At 34.6% G+C, this 17,336-nt stretch carries 17 protein-coding genes; 12 read left to right on the top strand and 5 right to left on the bottom strand.

Annotation, left to right across the window (positions count from 1 at the left end; all coding sequences use genetic code 11):
* The first annotated feature begins 89 nt into the window (after positions 1-89).
* The 5 genes from ACRYLU_RS10575 to ACRYLU_RS10555 all read left to right on the top strand — a co-directional run bounded on the left by ACRYLU_RS10575 (position 90) and on the right by ACRYLU_RS10555 (position 2,995).
* The gene (locus tag ACRYLU_RS10575) at positions 90-1,175 is read left to right on the top strand and encodes a PIN/TRAM domain-containing protein (RefSeq protein WP_021723074.1); all 1,086 of its coding nucleotides are present in this window, start codon (positions 90-92) and stop codon (positions 1,173-1,175) included.
* 64 nt (positions 1,176-1,239) lie between these two features.
* The gene (locus ACRYLU_RS10570; protein ID WP_311804241.1) at positions 1,240-1,869 is read left to right on the top strand and encodes a pyridoxamine 5'-phosphate oxidase family protein; all 630 of its coding nucleotides are present in this window, start codon (positions 1,240-1,242) and stop codon (positions 1,867-1,869) included.
* A gap of 120 nt (positions 1,870-1,989) precedes the next feature.
* Positions 1,990-2,352, top strand: a complete 363-nt coding sequence (locus ACRYLU_RS10565; protein ID WP_021723076.1) for a PadR family transcriptional regulator — start codon at positions 1,990-1,992, stop codon at positions 2,350-2,352.
* A complete protein-coding gene (locus tag ACRYLU_RS10560; RefSeq protein ID WP_195362776.1) occupies positions 2,339-2,686 on the top strand; it encodes a DUF1048 domain-containing protein in 348 nt (115 codons plus the stop codon). The genes ACRYLU_RS10565 and ACRYLU_RS10560 overlap by 14 nt, the downstream gene beginning before the upstream one ends.
* Positions 2,687-2,725: 39 nt before the next feature.
* Entirely contained in the window at positions 2,726-2,995 is a 270-nt protein-coding gene (locus ACRYLU_RS10555; protein ID WP_445080974.1) for a DUF1048 domain-containing protein, read from the top strand.
* Between the two features lie 90 nt (positions 2,996-3,085).
* Here the strand turns inward: ACRYLU_RS10555 and ACRYLU_RS10550 are convergent, their stop codons facing one another.
* Positions 3,086-3,580: a GNAT family N-acetyltransferase gene (locus tag ACRYLU_RS10550; RefSeq protein WP_012898594.1), complete on the bottom strand. Its 495-nt coding sequence runs from the start codon at positions 3,578-3,580 to the stop codon at positions 3,086-3,088.
* Positions 3,581-3,897: 317 nt separating this feature from the next.
* Between ACRYLU_RS10550 and ACRYLU_RS10545 the strand changes: the two genes are divergently transcribed.
* From ACRYLU_RS10545 to gltX, 3 genes are all read left to right on the top strand, one after another.
* Positions 3,898-4,740 (top strand): phosphatase PAP2 family protein, encoded by an 843-nt coding sequence (locus ACRYLU_RS10545; protein ID WP_445080973.1) that lies wholly within the window; start codon positions 3,898-3,900, stop codon positions 4,738-4,740.
* 98 nt (positions 4,741-4,838) lie between these two features.
* On the top strand, positions 4,839-5,369 hold the full coding sequence (locus tag ACRYLU_RS10540; RefSeq protein ID WP_085623746.1) for a cysteine hydrolase family protein: 531 nt from the start codon (positions 4,839-4,841) through the stop codon (positions 5,367-5,369).
* A gap of 163 nt (positions 5,370-5,532) precedes the next feature.
* Complete coding sequence (gltX, locus tag ACRYLU_RS10535; protein WP_010906290.1) at positions 5,533-6,984, top strand: glutamate--tRNA ligase; 1,452 nt, start codon at positions 5,533-5,535, stop codon at positions 6,982-6,984.
* A 119-nt stretch (positions 6,985-7,103) separates the two neighbouring features.
* On the opposite strand, the gene ACRYLU_RS10530 is transcribed toward gltX, so the two are convergent.
* The 3 genes from ACRYLU_RS10530 to ACRYLU_RS10520 all read right to left on the bottom strand — a co-directional run bounded on the left by ACRYLU_RS10530 (position 7,104) and on the right by ACRYLU_RS10520 (position 11,099).
* Entirely contained in the window at positions 7,104-7,946 is an 843-nt protein-coding gene (locus tag ACRYLU_RS10530; protein WP_021723083.1) for an amino acid ABC transporter substrate-binding protein, read from the bottom strand.
* 149 nt (positions 7,947-8,095) lie between these two features.
* Positions 8,096-8,806 carry a gamma-glutamyl-gamma-aminobutyrate hydrolase family protein gene (locus ACRYLU_RS10525; protein ID WP_012898590.1) on the bottom strand — a complete coding sequence of 237 codons (711 nt, stop codon included), beginning with the start codon at positions 8,804-8,806 and terminating at the stop codon, positions 8,096-8,098.
* A 1-nt stretch (position 8,807) separates the two neighbouring features.
* Positions 8,808-11,099, bottom strand: coding sequence for a Xaa-Pro dipeptidyl-peptidase (locus ACRYLU_RS10520; RefSeq protein WP_021723084.1), 2,292 nt, complete (start codon positions 11,097-11,099; stop codon positions 8,808-8,810).
* Positions 11,100-11,270: 171 nt separating this feature from the next.
* Here ACRYLU_RS10520 and gla point away from each other — a divergent pair, with 171 nt between their 5' ends.
* Entirely contained in the window at positions 11,271-12,140 is an 870-nt protein-coding gene (gene gla, locus ACRYLU_RS10515) for an aquaglyceroporin Gla (protein WP_012898588.1), read from the top strand.
* A 34-nt stretch (positions 12,141-12,174) separates the two neighbouring features.
* On the opposite strand, the gene ACRYLU_RS10510 is transcribed toward gla, so the two are convergent.
* Positions 12,175-12,960, bottom strand: a complete 786-nt coding sequence (locus ACRYLU_RS10510; protein WP_146978272.1) for a CPBP family intramembrane glutamic endopeptidase — start codon at positions 12,958-12,960, stop codon at positions 12,175-12,177.
* Between the two features lie 354 nt (positions 12,961-13,314).
* Here ACRYLU_RS10510 and ACRYLU_RS10505 point away from each other — a divergent pair, with 354 nt between their 5' ends.
* The 3 genes from ACRYLU_RS10505 (at position 13,315) to spxB (ending at position 17,053) form a co-directional block, all read left to right on the top strand.
* Positions 13,315-14,094: a CppA C-terminal domain-containing protein gene (locus ACRYLU_RS10505; protein WP_445080972.1), complete on the top strand. Its 780-nt coding sequence runs from the start codon at positions 13,315-13,317 to the stop codon at positions 14,092-14,094.
* 72 nt (positions 14,095-14,166) lie between these two features.
* Positions 14,167-15,123 carry a serine hydrolase domain-containing protein gene (locus ACRYLU_RS10500; RefSeq protein WP_021723087.1) on the top strand — a complete coding sequence of 319 codons (957 nt, stop codon included), beginning with the start codon at positions 14,167-14,169 and terminating at the stop codon, positions 15,121-15,123.
* A gap of 226 nt (positions 15,124-15,349) precedes the next feature.
* The gene (spxB, locus tag ACRYLU_RS10495) at positions 15,350-17,053 is read left to right on the top strand and encodes a pyruvate oxidase (protein WP_098394195.1); all 1,704 of its coding nucleotides are present in this window, start codon (positions 15,350-15,352) and stop codon (positions 17,051-17,053) included.
* The last annotated feature ends 283 nt before the right edge of the window (positions 17,054-17,336 follow it).

Below are 17,336 nucleotides of genomic sequence, written 5' to 3'. Positions count from 1 at the left end.
TTTGGATAAGCAATATTAAAGGAGCGTGTGGTATAATTGACACAGGGCTTTCTTGTAAGCCTATCCATTTTCTAAAAGGAGGAAAAGATATGCGTCGTTGGATTATTCATCTTGTTATGACTGTCATCGGAGCATCGCTAGGTGTTGCTGTTGTACCATCAATTTTAAAGGTATTTGGTTGGGACACAGGGATTTTGCAGAACGAAGCTGTTGACGGTGTGATTGGTGCAATTATTTTTATTATTCTTTCATTTATATTTGCCGGTTCAATGCTTAATGGGTTGAAAAAAATAGATTCTAGAATTTCCAAAATGAATATGTCAAAAATGGTCTTCAATATTATTGGGATTGTTCTTGGTCTTCTCGTTGGGGTTATTGGAAGTATTCCATTAAGATTTTTAAATGTTCCTATTTTAAGTAATATCATTTCATTCATACTTGTTTTGGTGATGATTTATTTGGGATATGTTTTGTTTGATCGACGAGGAGACGAAATTGCTCGAGTGCTTTTTCGTAAGCGCCGTGAAGCAATGGCAACTGAACCAGCAGAAGTTGCTGAGGAAGTTGTCAGTGAATCTAAGAGTGATAATAGTATCTTATTGGATACAAGTTCAATCATTGATGGTCGGATTTTAGATGTAATTAAAACAGGGTTCATTTCAGATAAAATTATTGTTCCTAATTTTGTGATTTTAGAATTACAATTAATTTCTGATAGTTCAGACCCACTGAAAAGGGCTAAAGGACGTCGGGGCTTGGATTTGGTTAATGAATTAACTAAATTTGATCAAGTTGAAATTTCTCAAGTTGATTTTCCAGATGTTCGAGAAGTTGATACTAAACTTCTTAAATATGCAAGTTCTACTGGCTCAAAATTAGTGACGAATGATTTTAATCTTAATAAAGTTGCTGAAATTCAGGGTGTTCAAGTTCTTAACATTAACGACCTTGCTAATGCTGTGAAAACACAACTTGTTGTGGGCGAACATATTAACGTACAAATTATTCGTGCTGGTTCTGAACGTCAACAAGGCGTGGCTTATTTGCCAGATGGAACAATGATTGTCATCGAAGATACTGCAAAATTGATTGATAAAACAGTTACTGTTGAAGTTGCTAAGGTGCTACAAACAAGTGCTGGTCGAATGATTTTTGCTGATTTAGTAAAAAAATAAAGAAGAAAACCGATAAATTATCGGTTTTTATCTTAAATGAATTTTGAGTACTTAGGAGTTTAATATGTATTTAAAACGTTTTATTCAATTGTTTGTAGTTTTTTTAATTTCTTTAGCTGTTTTTGCTTTGATATTAGAAATGAATTTTGGAAATTATTGGTTAAGATTTGTTTTAGGACTTATCATTGCTTATGTTTTTCTTACTTTACCACTTGTTCTGTTAACAATTTTTAAAACTAGTAAAAAGGCTAATGTTGTTGGTACGAATGCTGTAGAAAATGAACTTGCTTATCTTTTAAAAGACTTTCCAGGCTACCTTGCTTTAAGTGTGACTGATGAAAATTCAAAGAGTTCAACAACGATTATGAGTTTTATTCAAGCTCAAAAAACGGAAAATATTTTCTACATGGTTGCGGATAAAAAAGCTTCAAAGATTAGCGATATAAAAAGAAATTCACAAGTGAGTTTTACGACTTGGTTTGATAAGTTGGAAAAAGGAGGGCGCTTGACTTCAAATCGGGTTCATGCAGAAATCTTAGAAAAGGCTAAAGCTCAAGAAATTGTGAAAAAAGAAGAATTAATCTTATCTCTTCATGAAAATGCGGAGAATATGTCAATTATTGCTTTAAGGATTGAATCGGTCCTTTATGAAAATTTTAAAGGTCAAACTAAAGTTATTAATTTTGAAAAATAATTTATTAAAACTGCTTTTTAGCAGTTTTTTTATTCTAATAAAAGTGGTAAATATTGACATTTTAGCTATATTGTAATACTATGTAGATGTAGTTAGTATTACTAAATAGCGGAGGAAAAAATGAATCAAATTACAGAAATGTTGAAAGGAGTTCTTGAGGGTTGTGTTTTAGAAATCATTGGTCAAGGGGAAACTTATGGTTATGAAATTACTCAAAAACTGCGAGAACTTGGTTTTGAAGATGTTGTAGAAGGAACGGTATATACGATTACGATGCGTCTTGAAAAGAAAGGGTATGTTGAGATTAGAAAAAAACCTTCAAAACTTGGCCCCGCTCGAAAATGGTATCGTTTAAATGAGCCAGGGCAAATCGAGCGAGAAAATTTTTGGAAAAAATGGGCTTTTATTTCAGAAAAATTGGAGTTTTTACGTCATCAAAATTTATTGAGTGAGCAGAAGGGAGAAAACCATGGTGGAGCATAGAAATATTGTTGATAGAATGATTGGTCTTAAAGAAAAAAGAGAATTTCGCGAATTTGAAAATCGTGCTCAGAAACTTGGAGAGGATTATTATGAAGATTATAAGGAATTAAAAAAATATATATGGCACTCTGGGGTAACGAAATGGGCAGATTTCAAATTTATTTTTGGACAAGTTCTTGATTTACTTGAAGAAGCTAAAATCCAAGACAAAGAGTTGACTGATTTAATTGGTTCAGATGTTGCGACATTTATTGATGAGATGGTGGATGATAATAGTTGGGAAAAAAACCAAAAAAATAAACTTAATAAGGAGCTGAAAAATGGTTTTAGATAAAATTAGTGACCTTCTCGCTGAAAAAAAAACTGGCAAGAAATGCAAAATCGAGCTAAAAAATTACCTAAAGATTTTTATCAGGCTTATCGTTCAATTCAAAAATATATGTTCAAAATGGGGGCAACAGATTGGCATATTTTTAATGATATTATTGAATTATTTGAACTGGCAGTAGTTGATGGGCGGAGCCCAGCAGAGGTTCTGGGCGATGATGTTGCAACTTTTGCTGATGAATTATTAAGTGATAATAAAAAGGATTGGCGAAATAAATATCGTCAAGATTTGAATGATTATTTTGCTCGAAAGTAATAAATAGATTTTATTGATAAGTCTGTCAGTAAAATTGAAAATTTATCAATAAAAAAAGTTACTGACAGGTTTGTTAGTAACTTTTGTTTTTTAAAATTCCATGACCATATTGTACCAAGTTTCTCCGCCGAATTTTGACTCGGAAAGTCCTTCGTCAGTAAAGCCGTGTTTTTCATAATAGGGAACTAAATAATCATGGCAAGTAAGACTGATTCCCAAACGTTTTTTCGATTTGGCTTCTTTTTCAAGTAAAAGGAGTAAGTTTGTTGCAATTCCTAAGCCTTGATAATCAGGGTCAACGGTTAAACTGATGATTTTTTGGAAACCACCTGTTTTGGGATTGGCTTCGGTACGTTCAAAAGATTCATCATCTAAGTAACGACCTTCTGTAACAGGACCAGAAACGTAACCTACGACAGTTCCTTCACTATTTCTTGCTGCAATAAAGCTATCAGGAATTAAGTTAATTCTTTCGATCATTGACTCTACAGAGAGGGCTTCATTTTCTGAGAAAGTAGCTCTTTCAATACGGATGACATCATCTATATCATTTGGCATAATTTGAGTATAAGTAATTTCATTCATACAATTAATTCTAACATAGACTGAACGGAAAGGAAATCAATAATCATCGTTAGTAATTAAAAGAATAAAAAGTTATTGATTAATAATGAATTCAAATTATAAAAGAAATTTATAAAATTAAAAAATGGTATAAAATATCCTTAACCAATTGTTTACTTAAGATTTACCAAAAGTTTACATTGAACTTTGGAGATTGGGATAAAATGAAAGGGTAGTAATCAAACCAATGGAGGTTATATGAACACAAGCGGAAAAAATTCCTAGAAATTTTAATTGGAATTTCAGCTCTTTTATTAATTATTGCGTCTTTGGGGGATTTGCAAATTTCTAAAATGGTTATGGATCAAAATTCAATTTTTGGTAATCTTTTTCAGATTTTTGGAATGTTTCCGTCAGCGCTTATCCCTTTTATTTCAGCGGAAATTATCTTCATTTATGGTCTAAGACAAGATAATCAACTGACAAAATGGATTTTAGCGATTTCTGGACTTGGCTTTGCTTATTGGTCAGCATGGGGCTGGGTTGATGGTTGGATGTTTTACGGTGTGACCACACTTCATAACATCAAAAATCATCAGCCAATGGGTGCAGCGAATAACAGCATTGGAGCCACAGCGACTTATTCTTTCGGACTTGAAGCACTTTTTACATTTATTATCCTGGTCATCGGAACATTTTTGATTTATAGATGGCTGAGCAAGAAAACTTACGAAGAATTAAGTCAATTGATTATTGTGGCGATTGCTGGGATTGCTGTCGTTTATGTCAGCAACTCAATTGTCAATACGATGAAAGTTAATTGGGGGCGTTTTCGCCCTTATGAGGTTAAGGAAATTGTTTCCTCTACCAAAGGAACGTTCACTAATTGGTGGCATTTGAACGGTCAAACAGGTCATCAATCATTCCCGTCAGGTCATACAATCGCAGCGGCTGCAGCACTCTTTTTACCATTTTTTGCTGACAGAAAAAATCTTAAAGGCCAAAAGATTTTGGCTTACAGCGGATTTGTTTTCACACTTTTAATGATGGCTGCTCGGGTCCGAATTGGTGCACATTTCTTATCGGATACCACGATGTCATTAATTATCGCGTCTTTAGTTACTTTTGTTGCCACAAAGGCAATTGGTTACTCATTTATTGAGGAAGAATCTCTCAACTAGAAAATTATAAATGATTACTACAAAAATAACATTCTTTGGGGTGTTATTTTGATTTTGGTTGTAAATTCTTTGTTTTCTGGAGAGATTGTCTTATACTAATGCTAAGAAAATCAATTTTTGAAAGGAATAAAAAGATGAAAACAAGTGATGCTTTAATTGTAATTGATATGCAAAATGAGGTATGTGCCGGGATTTATCGGCGAGAAGAATTAATTGAGCAAATTAATCAACGAATTCTTACTTATCGAAAGGCTAAAAAACCGATTATTTTTATCCAGCATAATGATGATGAACTGATAAAAGAAAGTTTTGGTTGGCAAATGATTCCAGAATTGCTGACAGCATCTACTGACAAGTATGTTGAAAAAACGCATGCCAATGGTTTCTATCAAACGGAACTGCAAAAATTACTGACAGACTTGTCAGTAAAATTGATTGAATTTTGCGGTGCTCAAACTGAATTTTGTGTTAACACGACGCTTGTTTTTGCTCATGGTCTGGGCTATCAAAATTGGATGCAAAGAGGGGCAAGTTCAACTTTTGATAGTAAATGGCTGTCAGCAAAAGAAATCGTTGATTTTTATGAAAACCATCTTTGGGATGAACGATTTCTTCAATTCTTAGATTAAATTTGTCAATGATAGATTACAAATGAATTTTAGGTCGGCATGCTTTCTTAATTTGTGGTAAAATAGAGGTGATTGTTAGAGTAGTTTAGGCTATTTAAAACCAAGAACGATTCATTTCTTACAGAAAAGAAGTGAACGAATTAATGAGGAGAATTGGATTAATATGAATAAAAAAATCCGCGTCCGTTACGCACCATCACCAACAGGACTTTTGCATATCGGGAATGCTCGTACAGCCCTTTTTAACTATCTTTTTGCCCGTCATCACGGGGGAGATTTTATCATCCGTATTGAAGATACAGACCGTGAACGTCACGTAGAAGATGGTGAACGTTCACAACTTGAAAACCTTCGTTGGTTGGGAATGGATTGGGATGAAAGTCCTGAAACACATGAAAACTACCGTCAATCAGAACGTTTGCCTTTATATCAAAAATATATTGACCAATTGTTGACTGAAGGAAAAGCTTATTATTCTTATAAAACGCCAGAAGAACTTGAAGCTGACCATGCGAAACAAGAAGCAGCAGGAATTGCTCCACATTATATTAACGAATATGCTGGCATGAGCGATGATGAAAAAGCAGCTTATATCGCGGAGCGTAAAGCGCAAAATATTGAACCGGTTGTTCGTATTTCTGTTGATGAAAAAGCAATTTATAAATGGAATGATATTGTTAAAGGCGACATTGAATTTGAAGGTAAAAACATCGGTGGAGATTGGGTAATCCAAAAACGTGATGGTTACCCAACTTACAATTTTGCTGTTGTTGTTGATGACCATGATATGCAAATCTCACATGTTATCCGTGGAGATGACCATATTGCCAATACACCAAAACAATTAGTTGTTTACGATGCTTTGGGTTGGGAAGCACCACAATTTGGTCACATGACTTTGATTATTAATTCTGAAACTGGGAAAAAATTATCAAAACGTGACACAAATACACTTCAGTTTATTGAAGACTACCGTAAAAAAGGTTACATGTCTGATGCCATTTTCAACTTTATTGCACTTTTGGGCTGGAATCCTGGTGGAGAAAAAGAAATTTTCTCTCGTGAAGAATTAATTGAACTTTTTGATGAACATCGTTTGTCTAAATCACCAGCAGCCTTTGATCAAAAGAAATTGGACTGGTTGGATAATGAATACATCAAAAATGCTGATTTTGCTAAAGTATTTGAATTGACAAAACCATTCCTCGTTGCTGCTAATCGCTTTGATGAACGTGCTGAGGAACTGGTTAAACTTTATCAACCACAAATGAAATCAGCAGATGAAATTGTTGAATTAACAGACCTTTTCTATGGAGATTTCCCAGAATTAACTGATGAAGCACGTGAAATGTTGGCTGCTGAAACAACACCATTAGCTTTGAGTACTTTCCGTGCAAAATTGGCTGAACTTCCTGAAAATGATTTTACAGTGGAAAATATTTTCCCACTCTTTAAAGCGACTCAAAAAGAAACTGGCGTAAAAGGTAAAATGCTCTGGATGCCAATTCGTATTGCAGCTTCAGGTTCAATGCATGGTCCAGAATTGCCAGAAACAATTGCACTTCTTGGAAAAGAAAAAGTATTGGCTCATTTGGATGCTGCTTTAAATAAATAAATTAATCAAAAAATGACTGACAGAAAAAAGCGTAGCTTTTGAGTATTCTGTCAGTCATTTTTATTTATAAAAAGATTGCTGTCAGTAAAATAAAAACTCGTCATTGACGAGTTTTTTAATTATTTGAATTGGTCAGCAGCTGGAATATGGCTGTCATGGAAATATTGTTCTGACAGTTTTTTAAGTGTGCCGTTGTCATAAAGTTTTTTGAGTTCCACGTTCAAATCTTTTTGCAATTTGCTTTGGCTATTATCAAGGATAAAGTAATCATAAGTTTTAAATTCTGATTGTTTATCCAAATCAGTTGGAACAGTGTCCACTAAACCTGTGATTGCGTGTTCTTTAATTAAGTTTTCTGCAGGTGCTTTAGAAGCAAATAAGAAATCAATTTGTCCACTAGAAATGGCAGATAGTCGGTCAGCTAAAGGACGTTGACTATATTTAACATTGATTTTTTTGTCTGGATGATTTTTGTTCCAGCTTTCAAACATATCACCATAGTTGGTTCCAGCAGGAATTTCTGTCGTTTTACCAGCAAGTTGAGAGATTTTTGTAATATTTTCTTTAGATGTTGAGAAAATCGCATCAATTCCTTGGCGAACAGGATAGCTAAAGAGATATTTTTCAGAACGTGCTTTTGTCTTACCAAAATTATTTGCCGCAATTTGTGCACGGCCACCGTCTAAAGCAGCCAAAATTGCACTATCTTCATAGACTTTAAAGTCGAATTTATAATCCTTCATGTCTTTGTCAGCAGCTTTTAAAATATCATATTCAAAACCAGTCATTTTGCCATTTTCGCTGTATTCATAAGGGACAGAAGCGGCAGAAGTTGCAACAGTTACGGTTGTTACTTTATCTGTTGATTTAGAAGATGAATTATCTTTTGACGAGCAAGCAGCAAGTAAGCCAATTGAGGCAATTCCAACTGTTGCAAGAGTCAACAATTTTATTTTTTTCATATCAATTTCTCCTTAGAAATTTTGTCAGCTCAGTTTTTATTTTAAATTTGGAAGTTGGTTACGAGTGAGCTGACTTTTAATATAGACATAATATTAACATAATCTTAAAAAAACCACCATAAAAAAGATTTATGACGGTTTTTTAACTTTTATATGGTTCCGTTAGCGAAAATTTCAAAAATTTTCTTATCAAAATGCTCAGTTTCCCAAGTACATTCTGGGTGCCATTGGACAGCAAGCACATGTTTTTCTTTATTTTCAATCGCTTCAACTAAGCCATCGTTTCCATGAGCAATGGCCGTCAAGCCTTGGCCCAAATCTTTAATGACTTGATGATGGAAAGAATTAACCATATAATTTTCAGGCAAGAAGCCCAAGGCACTTTCTTTTTCAACACTAATATGATGAGTTGGAATTTCTTGTGGTGTTGGACTTTGGAGATGTTTTATCTGACTTGAAGTTTGACTCAAGTCTTGATAAAGACTTCCGCCAAAATAAACATTGAGTAACTGTAGGCCACGACAAATGCCCAAAATAGGTTTATTTGCTTCTAGAGCAGCTTTGATTGTGGCAAGCTCAAAACGGTCACGAATCGGATCAGTTGTTCCTAATTTAGCATTAGGCTCCTCACCATAGAGATAAGGACTGACATCTGCCCCACCAGTCAGTACAATTTTATCTACCAGTGTCAGGTAATTTTTTATATTTTCGGTTTTGTCAACAGGAAGAATAATCACAGTATGACCTAAATCCTGAAAAACATCAATAAATGATTGACGAGTATAGCTTACTTTGTTCCACCAAAAGGGGGATTGTTCAACTGTATTGTAAGGAGTTCCAAGAATTCCAATAATTGCCATCTTATTTTTTCACACTTTCAATAGGAATAATGAGTTTGGATTGAGATAAATCAATCTCGTAAGTCACTTTACGATTATCACGAACCGTATGTTCAAAGTCAGTACTATAGAGTATGACCCGAAGTTTATCCGCTTTTTCTAAATGATAAATCGTTGGTTGTAGTTCAAATTTGAGCGTAAACCATTCGTCAGCTTTTAAATCACTGACCGTCAGTAAATCTTTGTTTTGGAGATTGGTAAATCCTTTAGTGACCAACTGATAAGGACTTTCGACAAGAGGAAGTTCAACCAAATCATCTAACATGAAGTTTCGGCCACGGTCAAGAACTTTAAAATCTTTTACTCTTGCTTTATCTTCCAGCCGTTTTTTGGGACCAAAATCAAGAATTTGAGCAGATAAGAGTCCTTTACTATCATTTAATTTTAGTCTGATTTCTAGTTCAATTGAACCATTAATTGTTAACTCAGAAGGAAGTTCTAAATCAATGACAGCTTCGTTAGCTTTATTTTCAAATAAATCTTTTTTAAAGAAGTTGAAATCTTTGGAATACTTTTTGAAGCTTTCATCATCATAGTGGTTATCAAATTGAGCAAAAGAAACCGCCGTTTTCCCAAGAGGGAGTTTGAGTTGGTCATCGCCCCCAAATTTACTGACAGCTGACCAGACTTGATCTTTGGAATTTTCCTGTAAAATAACGGGTGGAAGATTTAAATTTAAATCTCTATCTAATAATTTGGCAGAGAAATAAGCATTGATTGTCTCAGAAAAATCAATGGATTGCCAAGAATTCATATAAATATGAGCCCCGCGATGTAGAAAGGCATGCTTGGCATGACCTTCTGGCAGAGCCTGCCAAAAATTATAAGCTTGTTCGGGTGTAACATTCCAGTCTTGTAAACCGTGAACAATTAGGACGTCAGCTTTAACTTGGTCAGAATTGATTAAATAATTTCGGTCATGCCAAAATTGATTATAATCACCAGACTTACGGTCTAAAGCAGTAGTCATTTCTGCTAAACGTTTTTCGTATTCAGCATTTCCTTTTAAATAATCAGCACCATCAAGATTTCGTGAGTAAGTCAGTGCAGCAAGTACATCTAAATCTTCACCAGGAAAACCACCAGGAGAACGGACAAGACCATTTTCACGATAGTAATTATACCAAGAAGAAATTCCAGCTTCAGCTAAGATGACTTCAAGTCCATCGACTCCAGTAGTAGCAGCACCATAAGCCATCGTTCCTAAATATGACTTTCCAGTCATTGCTACTTTTCCGTTTGCCCAAGTGGCCTTAATTTCATGCGTTTTTTTACGAGAAGTATAAGCACGAGTTCGGCCATTTAACCAATCAATGACAGCAGTCATACTATAAATTTGCTGATAATCGCCTGAAGTTTGGAAGCCATTTGAGCCACGCGTTCCAACACCAGCCACATAAATAGAAGCAAAACCACGCGTCAAAAAGTAGTCATTTAAAGAATAAGTCCAACCATGAGTAAAATGATAAGGTGCTTTATCTACAATAGGAAGTTCTTTGGTTTCAGACGGACGTTTTTGTGGAAGCTTTCCTTGGACATGAATTTTGTGACTGTCCTTTTTTTCCAAATCAACATTCATTTCATGCAGCGCTAAATCATTAGCTTTCTCATTGATTCCCAAATGATAAGGACTTGCGGTCATCACAACTGGAAGTTTTTCAGTGCTTTTTGGACGGATAATTTGAATTTTAATTAAGTCATTTTTTCCTGTTTGCTCAGTATCAACTGGACTTTCAACCCAAACCACCTCACGTTCAAGGAGCGAAGAATCAAAAGTTGCCATTGATTTGTCATTGAAAAAGTGATAGTGATTATCCAAAGGAAGAAGGCCTTCTGAAACCCAATATTCAACAAGAATCATTCCGCTTTTACGACGGCTACAAAGTAAATAGTAAAAAGCAGAGATGATAGTTTCAGTTGTCATCTTAACCTCACTTTGTGGAAGATTAAGTTTTTTAGCAAATTCAGTTGCTTTTCCTATTTCAAAATCAAAATTTGGAACAAAGTCAAGAAGTTGCAAAGCAATATTCCAGAAAATCTCCCAATCTAATTCAATAGAGGATTTTAAGAATTCAATGACGTCTAGCTCAGTATTGGCTTGCAAAACAGTCATATCAATAGGACTTTGAATGAGAAAATCTTTTAAAATTTTCTTTTCATCCCAAAAAACAGACCAACGAAACCCAAGCTGATCAAGTTCTGCTAGTTGTTCATCAAAGTTTTTATCAACAATTGAAAAATGATTAAAGCGCATCTTAAGTCCTCCATAAAAAGCATGATAATTCTTTTAATTATAGCAAATTTTCAGTAAATAATCAGACTAAAAGGGTCTAATTTCCAATGAATATTTGAAGCAAGCGCGCTTTTCTGATATAATAGCTGAGGTTATTATATTAAAATCAAATTTTGGAGGGTTCCATAAAAAATGGATGTTACATGGACAGTGAAATATATCACTGAATTTGTCGGAACTGCGCTACTCATCATCATGGGTAATGGTGCGGTTGCCAACGTTGAACTTAAAGGTACAAAAGCTCACGCACAATCTTGGATGATTATTGGTTGGGGTTATGGACTTGGTGTAATGCTACCAGCAGTTGCTTTCGGTAACATTACTTCACAAATTAATCCAGCTTTCACACTTGGACTTGCAGCCTCAGGACTTTTTCCTTGGGCACATGTTGCTCAATATATTATTGCACAAGTTTTAGGTGCGATGTTTGGACAATTATTGATTGTTATGGTTTATCGCCCATACTATCTTAAAACACAAAATCCAAATGCTATTCTCGGAACTTTCTCAACAATCGATAATGTTGATGACAATGATGAAAAAACTCGTTTGGGAGCCACAATTAATGGTTTCTTGAATGAATTTGTTGGATCATTCGTCTTGTTCTTCGGAGCAGTTGCTGCGACAAATATCTTCTTTGGTAGTCAATCAATTACTTGGATGACAAACTACTTGAAAGGTCAAGGAGCAGACGTTTCATCATCAGATATTATGAATCAAATTTGGGTTCAAGCATCGGGAGCTTCTGCTTCTAAAATGGTTGCTCATTTGTTCTTAGGATTCCTTGTTATGGGTCTTGTAGTCGCTCTTGGTGGTCCTACAGGACCTGGTTTGAATCCAGCGCGTGACTTTGGTCCACGTTTGGTTCACAGCCTCTTGCCAAAATCAGTTTTGGGTGAAGCTAAAGGTTCTTCTAAATGGTGGTATGCATGGGTTCCAGTTTTGGCACCAATTCTTGCATCACTTGCAGCCGTAGCTCTATTTAAAATGATTTATCTTTAAAAAAATTACTGACAGAATTTCTGTCAGTAATTTTTTATTTAATCATAAGCGCAATTACTAACCCAAAGAGATTCCAAAGGAGATGGACGCTCATGTTAAGATAAAAATTGCGATATTTAGCATAAAGACTTGTGAGTACGAGGCTCATTAAACCGTAAGTTAACCAGCTATAGAGGTCAGTAGGACCATGCATGTAAGCAAAAAGGAGCAATGCCGTTAAAAAAGCAAAATATTTTTGATTTTTGAAAATGACTTCAAAAATTCCTACCCGATAAACAAGTTCTTCTAAAAAACCAGCAGCAAGTGTTTGGGTTGCAAAGACAGCAATTGGAATCACTTTTTGTAATTCATTTAGTGAATCTTGATTACTGGTAGTTGGACTTTGATTGATAATTTGAGCAAAAATTCCTGTCAGAAGAGAGACCAGAAAAAGCAAGGCAAAACCAATTATTATTTTTAAAGGAGGAAAATATTTCCAACTTATTTTAGGGATGAGTTCAGCTTTACGAGCAATCAGATAAGAAGAGCTAATCGTAAGTAAAAAGATAATAAAAAAGATGACGGTATCTAAGGTTGTGAAATGGCGCTGATAAGCAAAAAGGGTTGTCGCAAGCATTGGTAAGTTAGATAAAATAAAGAGCACCAACCAAACTGATTTGTGATAAGCAAAAATTAATCCAACAATCGATAATACGAGAGCTGTCATTAAAAATGGCAAGTGAAAAATACTGACAGATAGGGCTGAAAAAAGTAGCGCCAAAATAATTACAATTGCCCAACGATATTTGGCTAATGATTGAAGTTTTTCTATATTAAACATGTCAATATTATAGCATAGTAATAGCTGTCAGCAGAAGAAAATATTTCATTTTTGTTGATAACTTTTGTTAATCTGAACTTGAATAAATTGTAGTAAAATAGAGCTACCTCAAAAATGTGCATATCTGGCAACCACACTAAAAGGTCAGTCTAACTTTGTTCGTACCTAGATATGTACTTAAAACTATCTTTAAAAATTCCCATGGTTAACGACTATGAGTTTTTTTATTGAGATTCTAAAATTACACAATTAATGTAGAAAGAAAAAAGTAAAAGATATAAATCGTTGATAATTTCCTTGAAATTTGCGAAAATAAGAGATAGTTATTTGTAAATGTAATCAATGGAGGCTAAAATGAGCGAGATTATAAATCATATTACCGCTTTTCAACCAGTCTATCGTGTGCTTAACCGTGAAGAAAATTTAGATTTCTACCGTGAAGTGCTTGGCTTTAAGGTCTTGGTAGAAGAAGGCGCAATGGTATGGCTTGGTGGGCATGAAGCGAAAAAAGATCGGTTTCAATTAGAAGAATCACCAGGTTTTCGTCCTGTTGAAGGATTGAAAAAACACGGGCAAACGGTGATCAAAGCTAATTCATCTGAGATTGAGCAATTAATTGTTCGTAACTTGGACAAGATTTCTAAGGTCTATAAAGGGAAAAATGGCTTTGCTTTTTCAGCGCTTTCGCCTGAATCAGAACTTTTTTGGGTAGCATCAGATTTACTGACAGATTTATCATTACTGACAGAAATTGATAAATCAGAAATGGAGCTTGAGGAAGATAAAACTTTTAAAGGTTTGTCAGATTTTGAAATTATAGCAATGGATTTGAATGTTGCTGACCAATCAATTATTGAATTTTATGAATCAGTTTTTGGTCTTAAAGCAATCAATAACCAAATTGAATTTCCTTTTGTAACTTTGACTTTTAGTGTTGAAGAAAGCGAAGATTTAGCTGCAGGAACCGATGAAGTACTTGACCTTGAGTTTTTGGTGTTCATGATCGGCAAAGATTTTGATTTGAAAAATTTTGCTCATCAATTTTCTGATGTGGACGGAACATATTTGGATGGTTCAGCTAAAACTTTCTCATTAGAAGTTCCTGACCATGTAGAACTTTGGTTTGTAAAATAATAATTTTAAAAGAACTTGTTAATTTTTGACAAGTTTTTTTACTCAAAGTAAATCAGAAACGAAGGTTGAACCATGAAAAATCAACAAGAATTTTTAAAAATAATCGAAAATTATATTGAGCGTGACGTTTTCCCAGGTGTCAATTTCGCAATTATTGAAGGAGAAAAAGTCGAGGAGTATCTTTTAGGAAATTCAGCAATTTATCCTGAAACAATCAAGCTCACTCGGGGAAAAAAATGGGATTTAGCTTCTTTGACAAAAGTAGTGGGCACAGGAACAGCTGTCATTAATCTTGTTCTAGCAGGAAAGTTAGAAATCGATGCCCCTTTTCAAAAATATTATTCTAAATTTACTGACAGAAGCGTCAGTTTGCGGCAATTACTGACACACACTTCTGGTATTGATCCTTTCATAAAAAATAGAGATAAGCTAAACGCAAAAGAACTGACAGAAGCAATTAATCAGATTAAAGTTACTGACAATAAGACCTTCAAATATACAGATATTAATTTTATTTTACTAGGTTTTTTATTAGAAGAATATTATGGAGAAAGTCTGGATAAAATCTTTTACAACCAAGTATTTGAAGACTGGAAAATGACTGACACAAGTTTTGGACCAGTAGAAAATGCAGTCCCAACAAGTCAAAATATCCCAGTAGGAACAGTTCATGACCCTAAAGCTCAAGTTTTAAAAAATCATTGTGGCTCAGCCGGCTTATTTTCAACGATGTCTGATTTAATTTTATTCAGTCAAGCTTATTTTCAAGAAGAAAAATATTTAAAGTTGACAAAAAATTATGCTGACGGAGATAAAAAAAGAAGTTTGGCTTGGGATTTACTCGGGCCAAATGATGATTGGTTGCTTCATACTGGCTACACCGGAACTTTCTTATTAGTCAATCCTCGCATCAAAAAAGCAGTCGTTTTCTTATCGAACCGTGTCCATTTAAAAGATAATCGAGAAAAATGGATTGAAGAACGTGACTTCTTGATAAAATTTTTAATCAGCCATTTGGATTTAGATTAAAACTTAAATAAAAAGAACTGTACTGTTTAGTTTACAGTTTTTTTTTAGTTATTGCCGACAGACTAAGAAAATAAATGACTGGACTCAAATAGTTTACATTTAGATTTTTTTGACCTATAATTTACTTGAAAAGTAATTTATTTACTTACGGCGAAAGGAGAAATTAGAATTTAAAATAGTTTCAAAGTAGTTAGTAGTTGATAGATTTAAGATCAAGGAGAATATCATGACAAAAATAAATGCATCAGATGCAATGTTAAAAGTTATTGAAGATTGGGGTGTCAAAAATATATACGGTTTACCCGGTGGGTCAATTGATTCGACAATGAACGCATTATATAACCGAAGTGACACATTAAATTACATTCAAGTTCGTCACGAAGAAGTGGGTGCTTTAGCAGCCGTTGGGGAAGCAAAAGTAACCGGAGAAATCGGAGTAACCTTTGGTTCAGCAGGACCAGGAGCCGTTCACTTGTTAAATGGTTTATATGATGCTCAATATGACCATGTTCCAGTACTTGCCTTGGTTGGTCAAGTTCCAACGAGTGCAATGAACACTAATTATTTCCAAGAATTAAATGAAAATCCAATGTTTGCTGACGTTAGTGTCTATAACAGAACAGTAATGACAGCAGAACAAATGCCAGCAGTAGTTGATGAAGCGATTCGTCAAGCCTATGCCAAACGTGGTGTGGCTGTCATTACCATTCCCAAAGATTTAGGTTGGCAAGAAATTGAAGATAATTATATTTCTAGCGCTAATCTATATCAAAAACCTTTGCCGCTAGAACCTGCGGCTGAAAAAATCCAAGAAGCTTGGAAAATACTAAAAGAAGCAAAACGCCCTTTGATTTATATTGGTCAAGGAACAAGAGGAGCCCGCAAGGAAATCTTAGAACTTTCTAAAATGCTTCATGCCCCAATTTTGAGTTCTGCCTTAGGAAAAGGAATTGTTCCTGACAATGCCCCAGCTTATATGGGGTCAGCTGGTCGAGTGGCCTCTAAACCGGGGGTAGAAATTGCTTCTAACACGGATGCTGTTCTGTTCTTAGGTTCAGATATGCCATTCCAAAGTTTCTTTATTCCTAAAGAGGCTAAATACATACAAGTTGATATTGACGGAACTAAATTTGGACGTCGTCATCAAGTAGATTTAGCTATTTTGGCAGATGCCAAGCTGACAATTAAGAAATTAATGGAAGTGGGAGAACAACTTCCAGAAACAAATTGGTATCGCGCAGCACTAGCAGACAAAGAAAATTGGGTAGAGTGGCTTGAAAAACGTTCAGTCATTGACAGCTCACCTTTGGAAGTAGAACCTGTCTTTAAAGCCATTAATGACATGGCCACTGATGATGCCATTTTCCAAGTTGATGTAGGAAATGTCACAATTGATGGAATGAGACTTCTCGATACAAGTAAGGATCAAAAATTCACAACAAGTGGCTGGTATGCGACAATGGGTTATGCTCTACCTGCAGCAATTGGTGCGAAAGCGCAATATCCAGATCGTCAAGTTTGGTCAATTTCTGGTGACGGAGCTTGGGCAATGGTGATGCCTGATATCCTTACTCAGGTCAAATATAACTTACCAATCATCAATGTTGTTTTGACCAATAAGAGCCTTGGATTTATTGAAGCAGAACAAGATGATGCCAAACAACCACACTCAGGAATTGATTTGATAGGTGCTAATTTTGGCGCTTCTGCGGCGGCTTTGGGAGCTTTAGGTTTTGATGTTAATAATTTGTCAGAATTAAAAGAAGCTTTTGCAAAAGCTAAAGAAGCGAATCGTCCAACGGTCATCAATGTCAACATCTTTGACCATCGTCCATTACCTGTTGAACAATTGCAACTTGATTCTTCTGAATTTGAAAAAGAATATCAAACTCAAGGATTGATTCCATTTAGCAAATTGATTAAAGAATAAAAAATAGTTGATATATTAAAAACGTTAGAAAATATCTCTAACGTTTTTTATTGATATTTTAAAAAACAAATATTAAATATGAAGATAAATACCCTGTGGCCGGACTTTTTAATATTTGTTATAATAAGATTATCAGTCAAAACCATGACACCGAATAAGTAGTAAAAACAGGAGGACATTCTTTACTTAAAAATCTCTTATTTAAAAAATTGATAAGAGCGAGGAAGATTCTAGCAAAAAAATGGTAATTATGGTATAATATACGCAAAATTTTGAAATAATT

The sequence above is a fragment of the Lactococcus sp. KTH0-1S genome (assembly GCF_052544945.1).
This window is presented reverse-complemented; position numbering and strand designations above follow the sequence as displayed.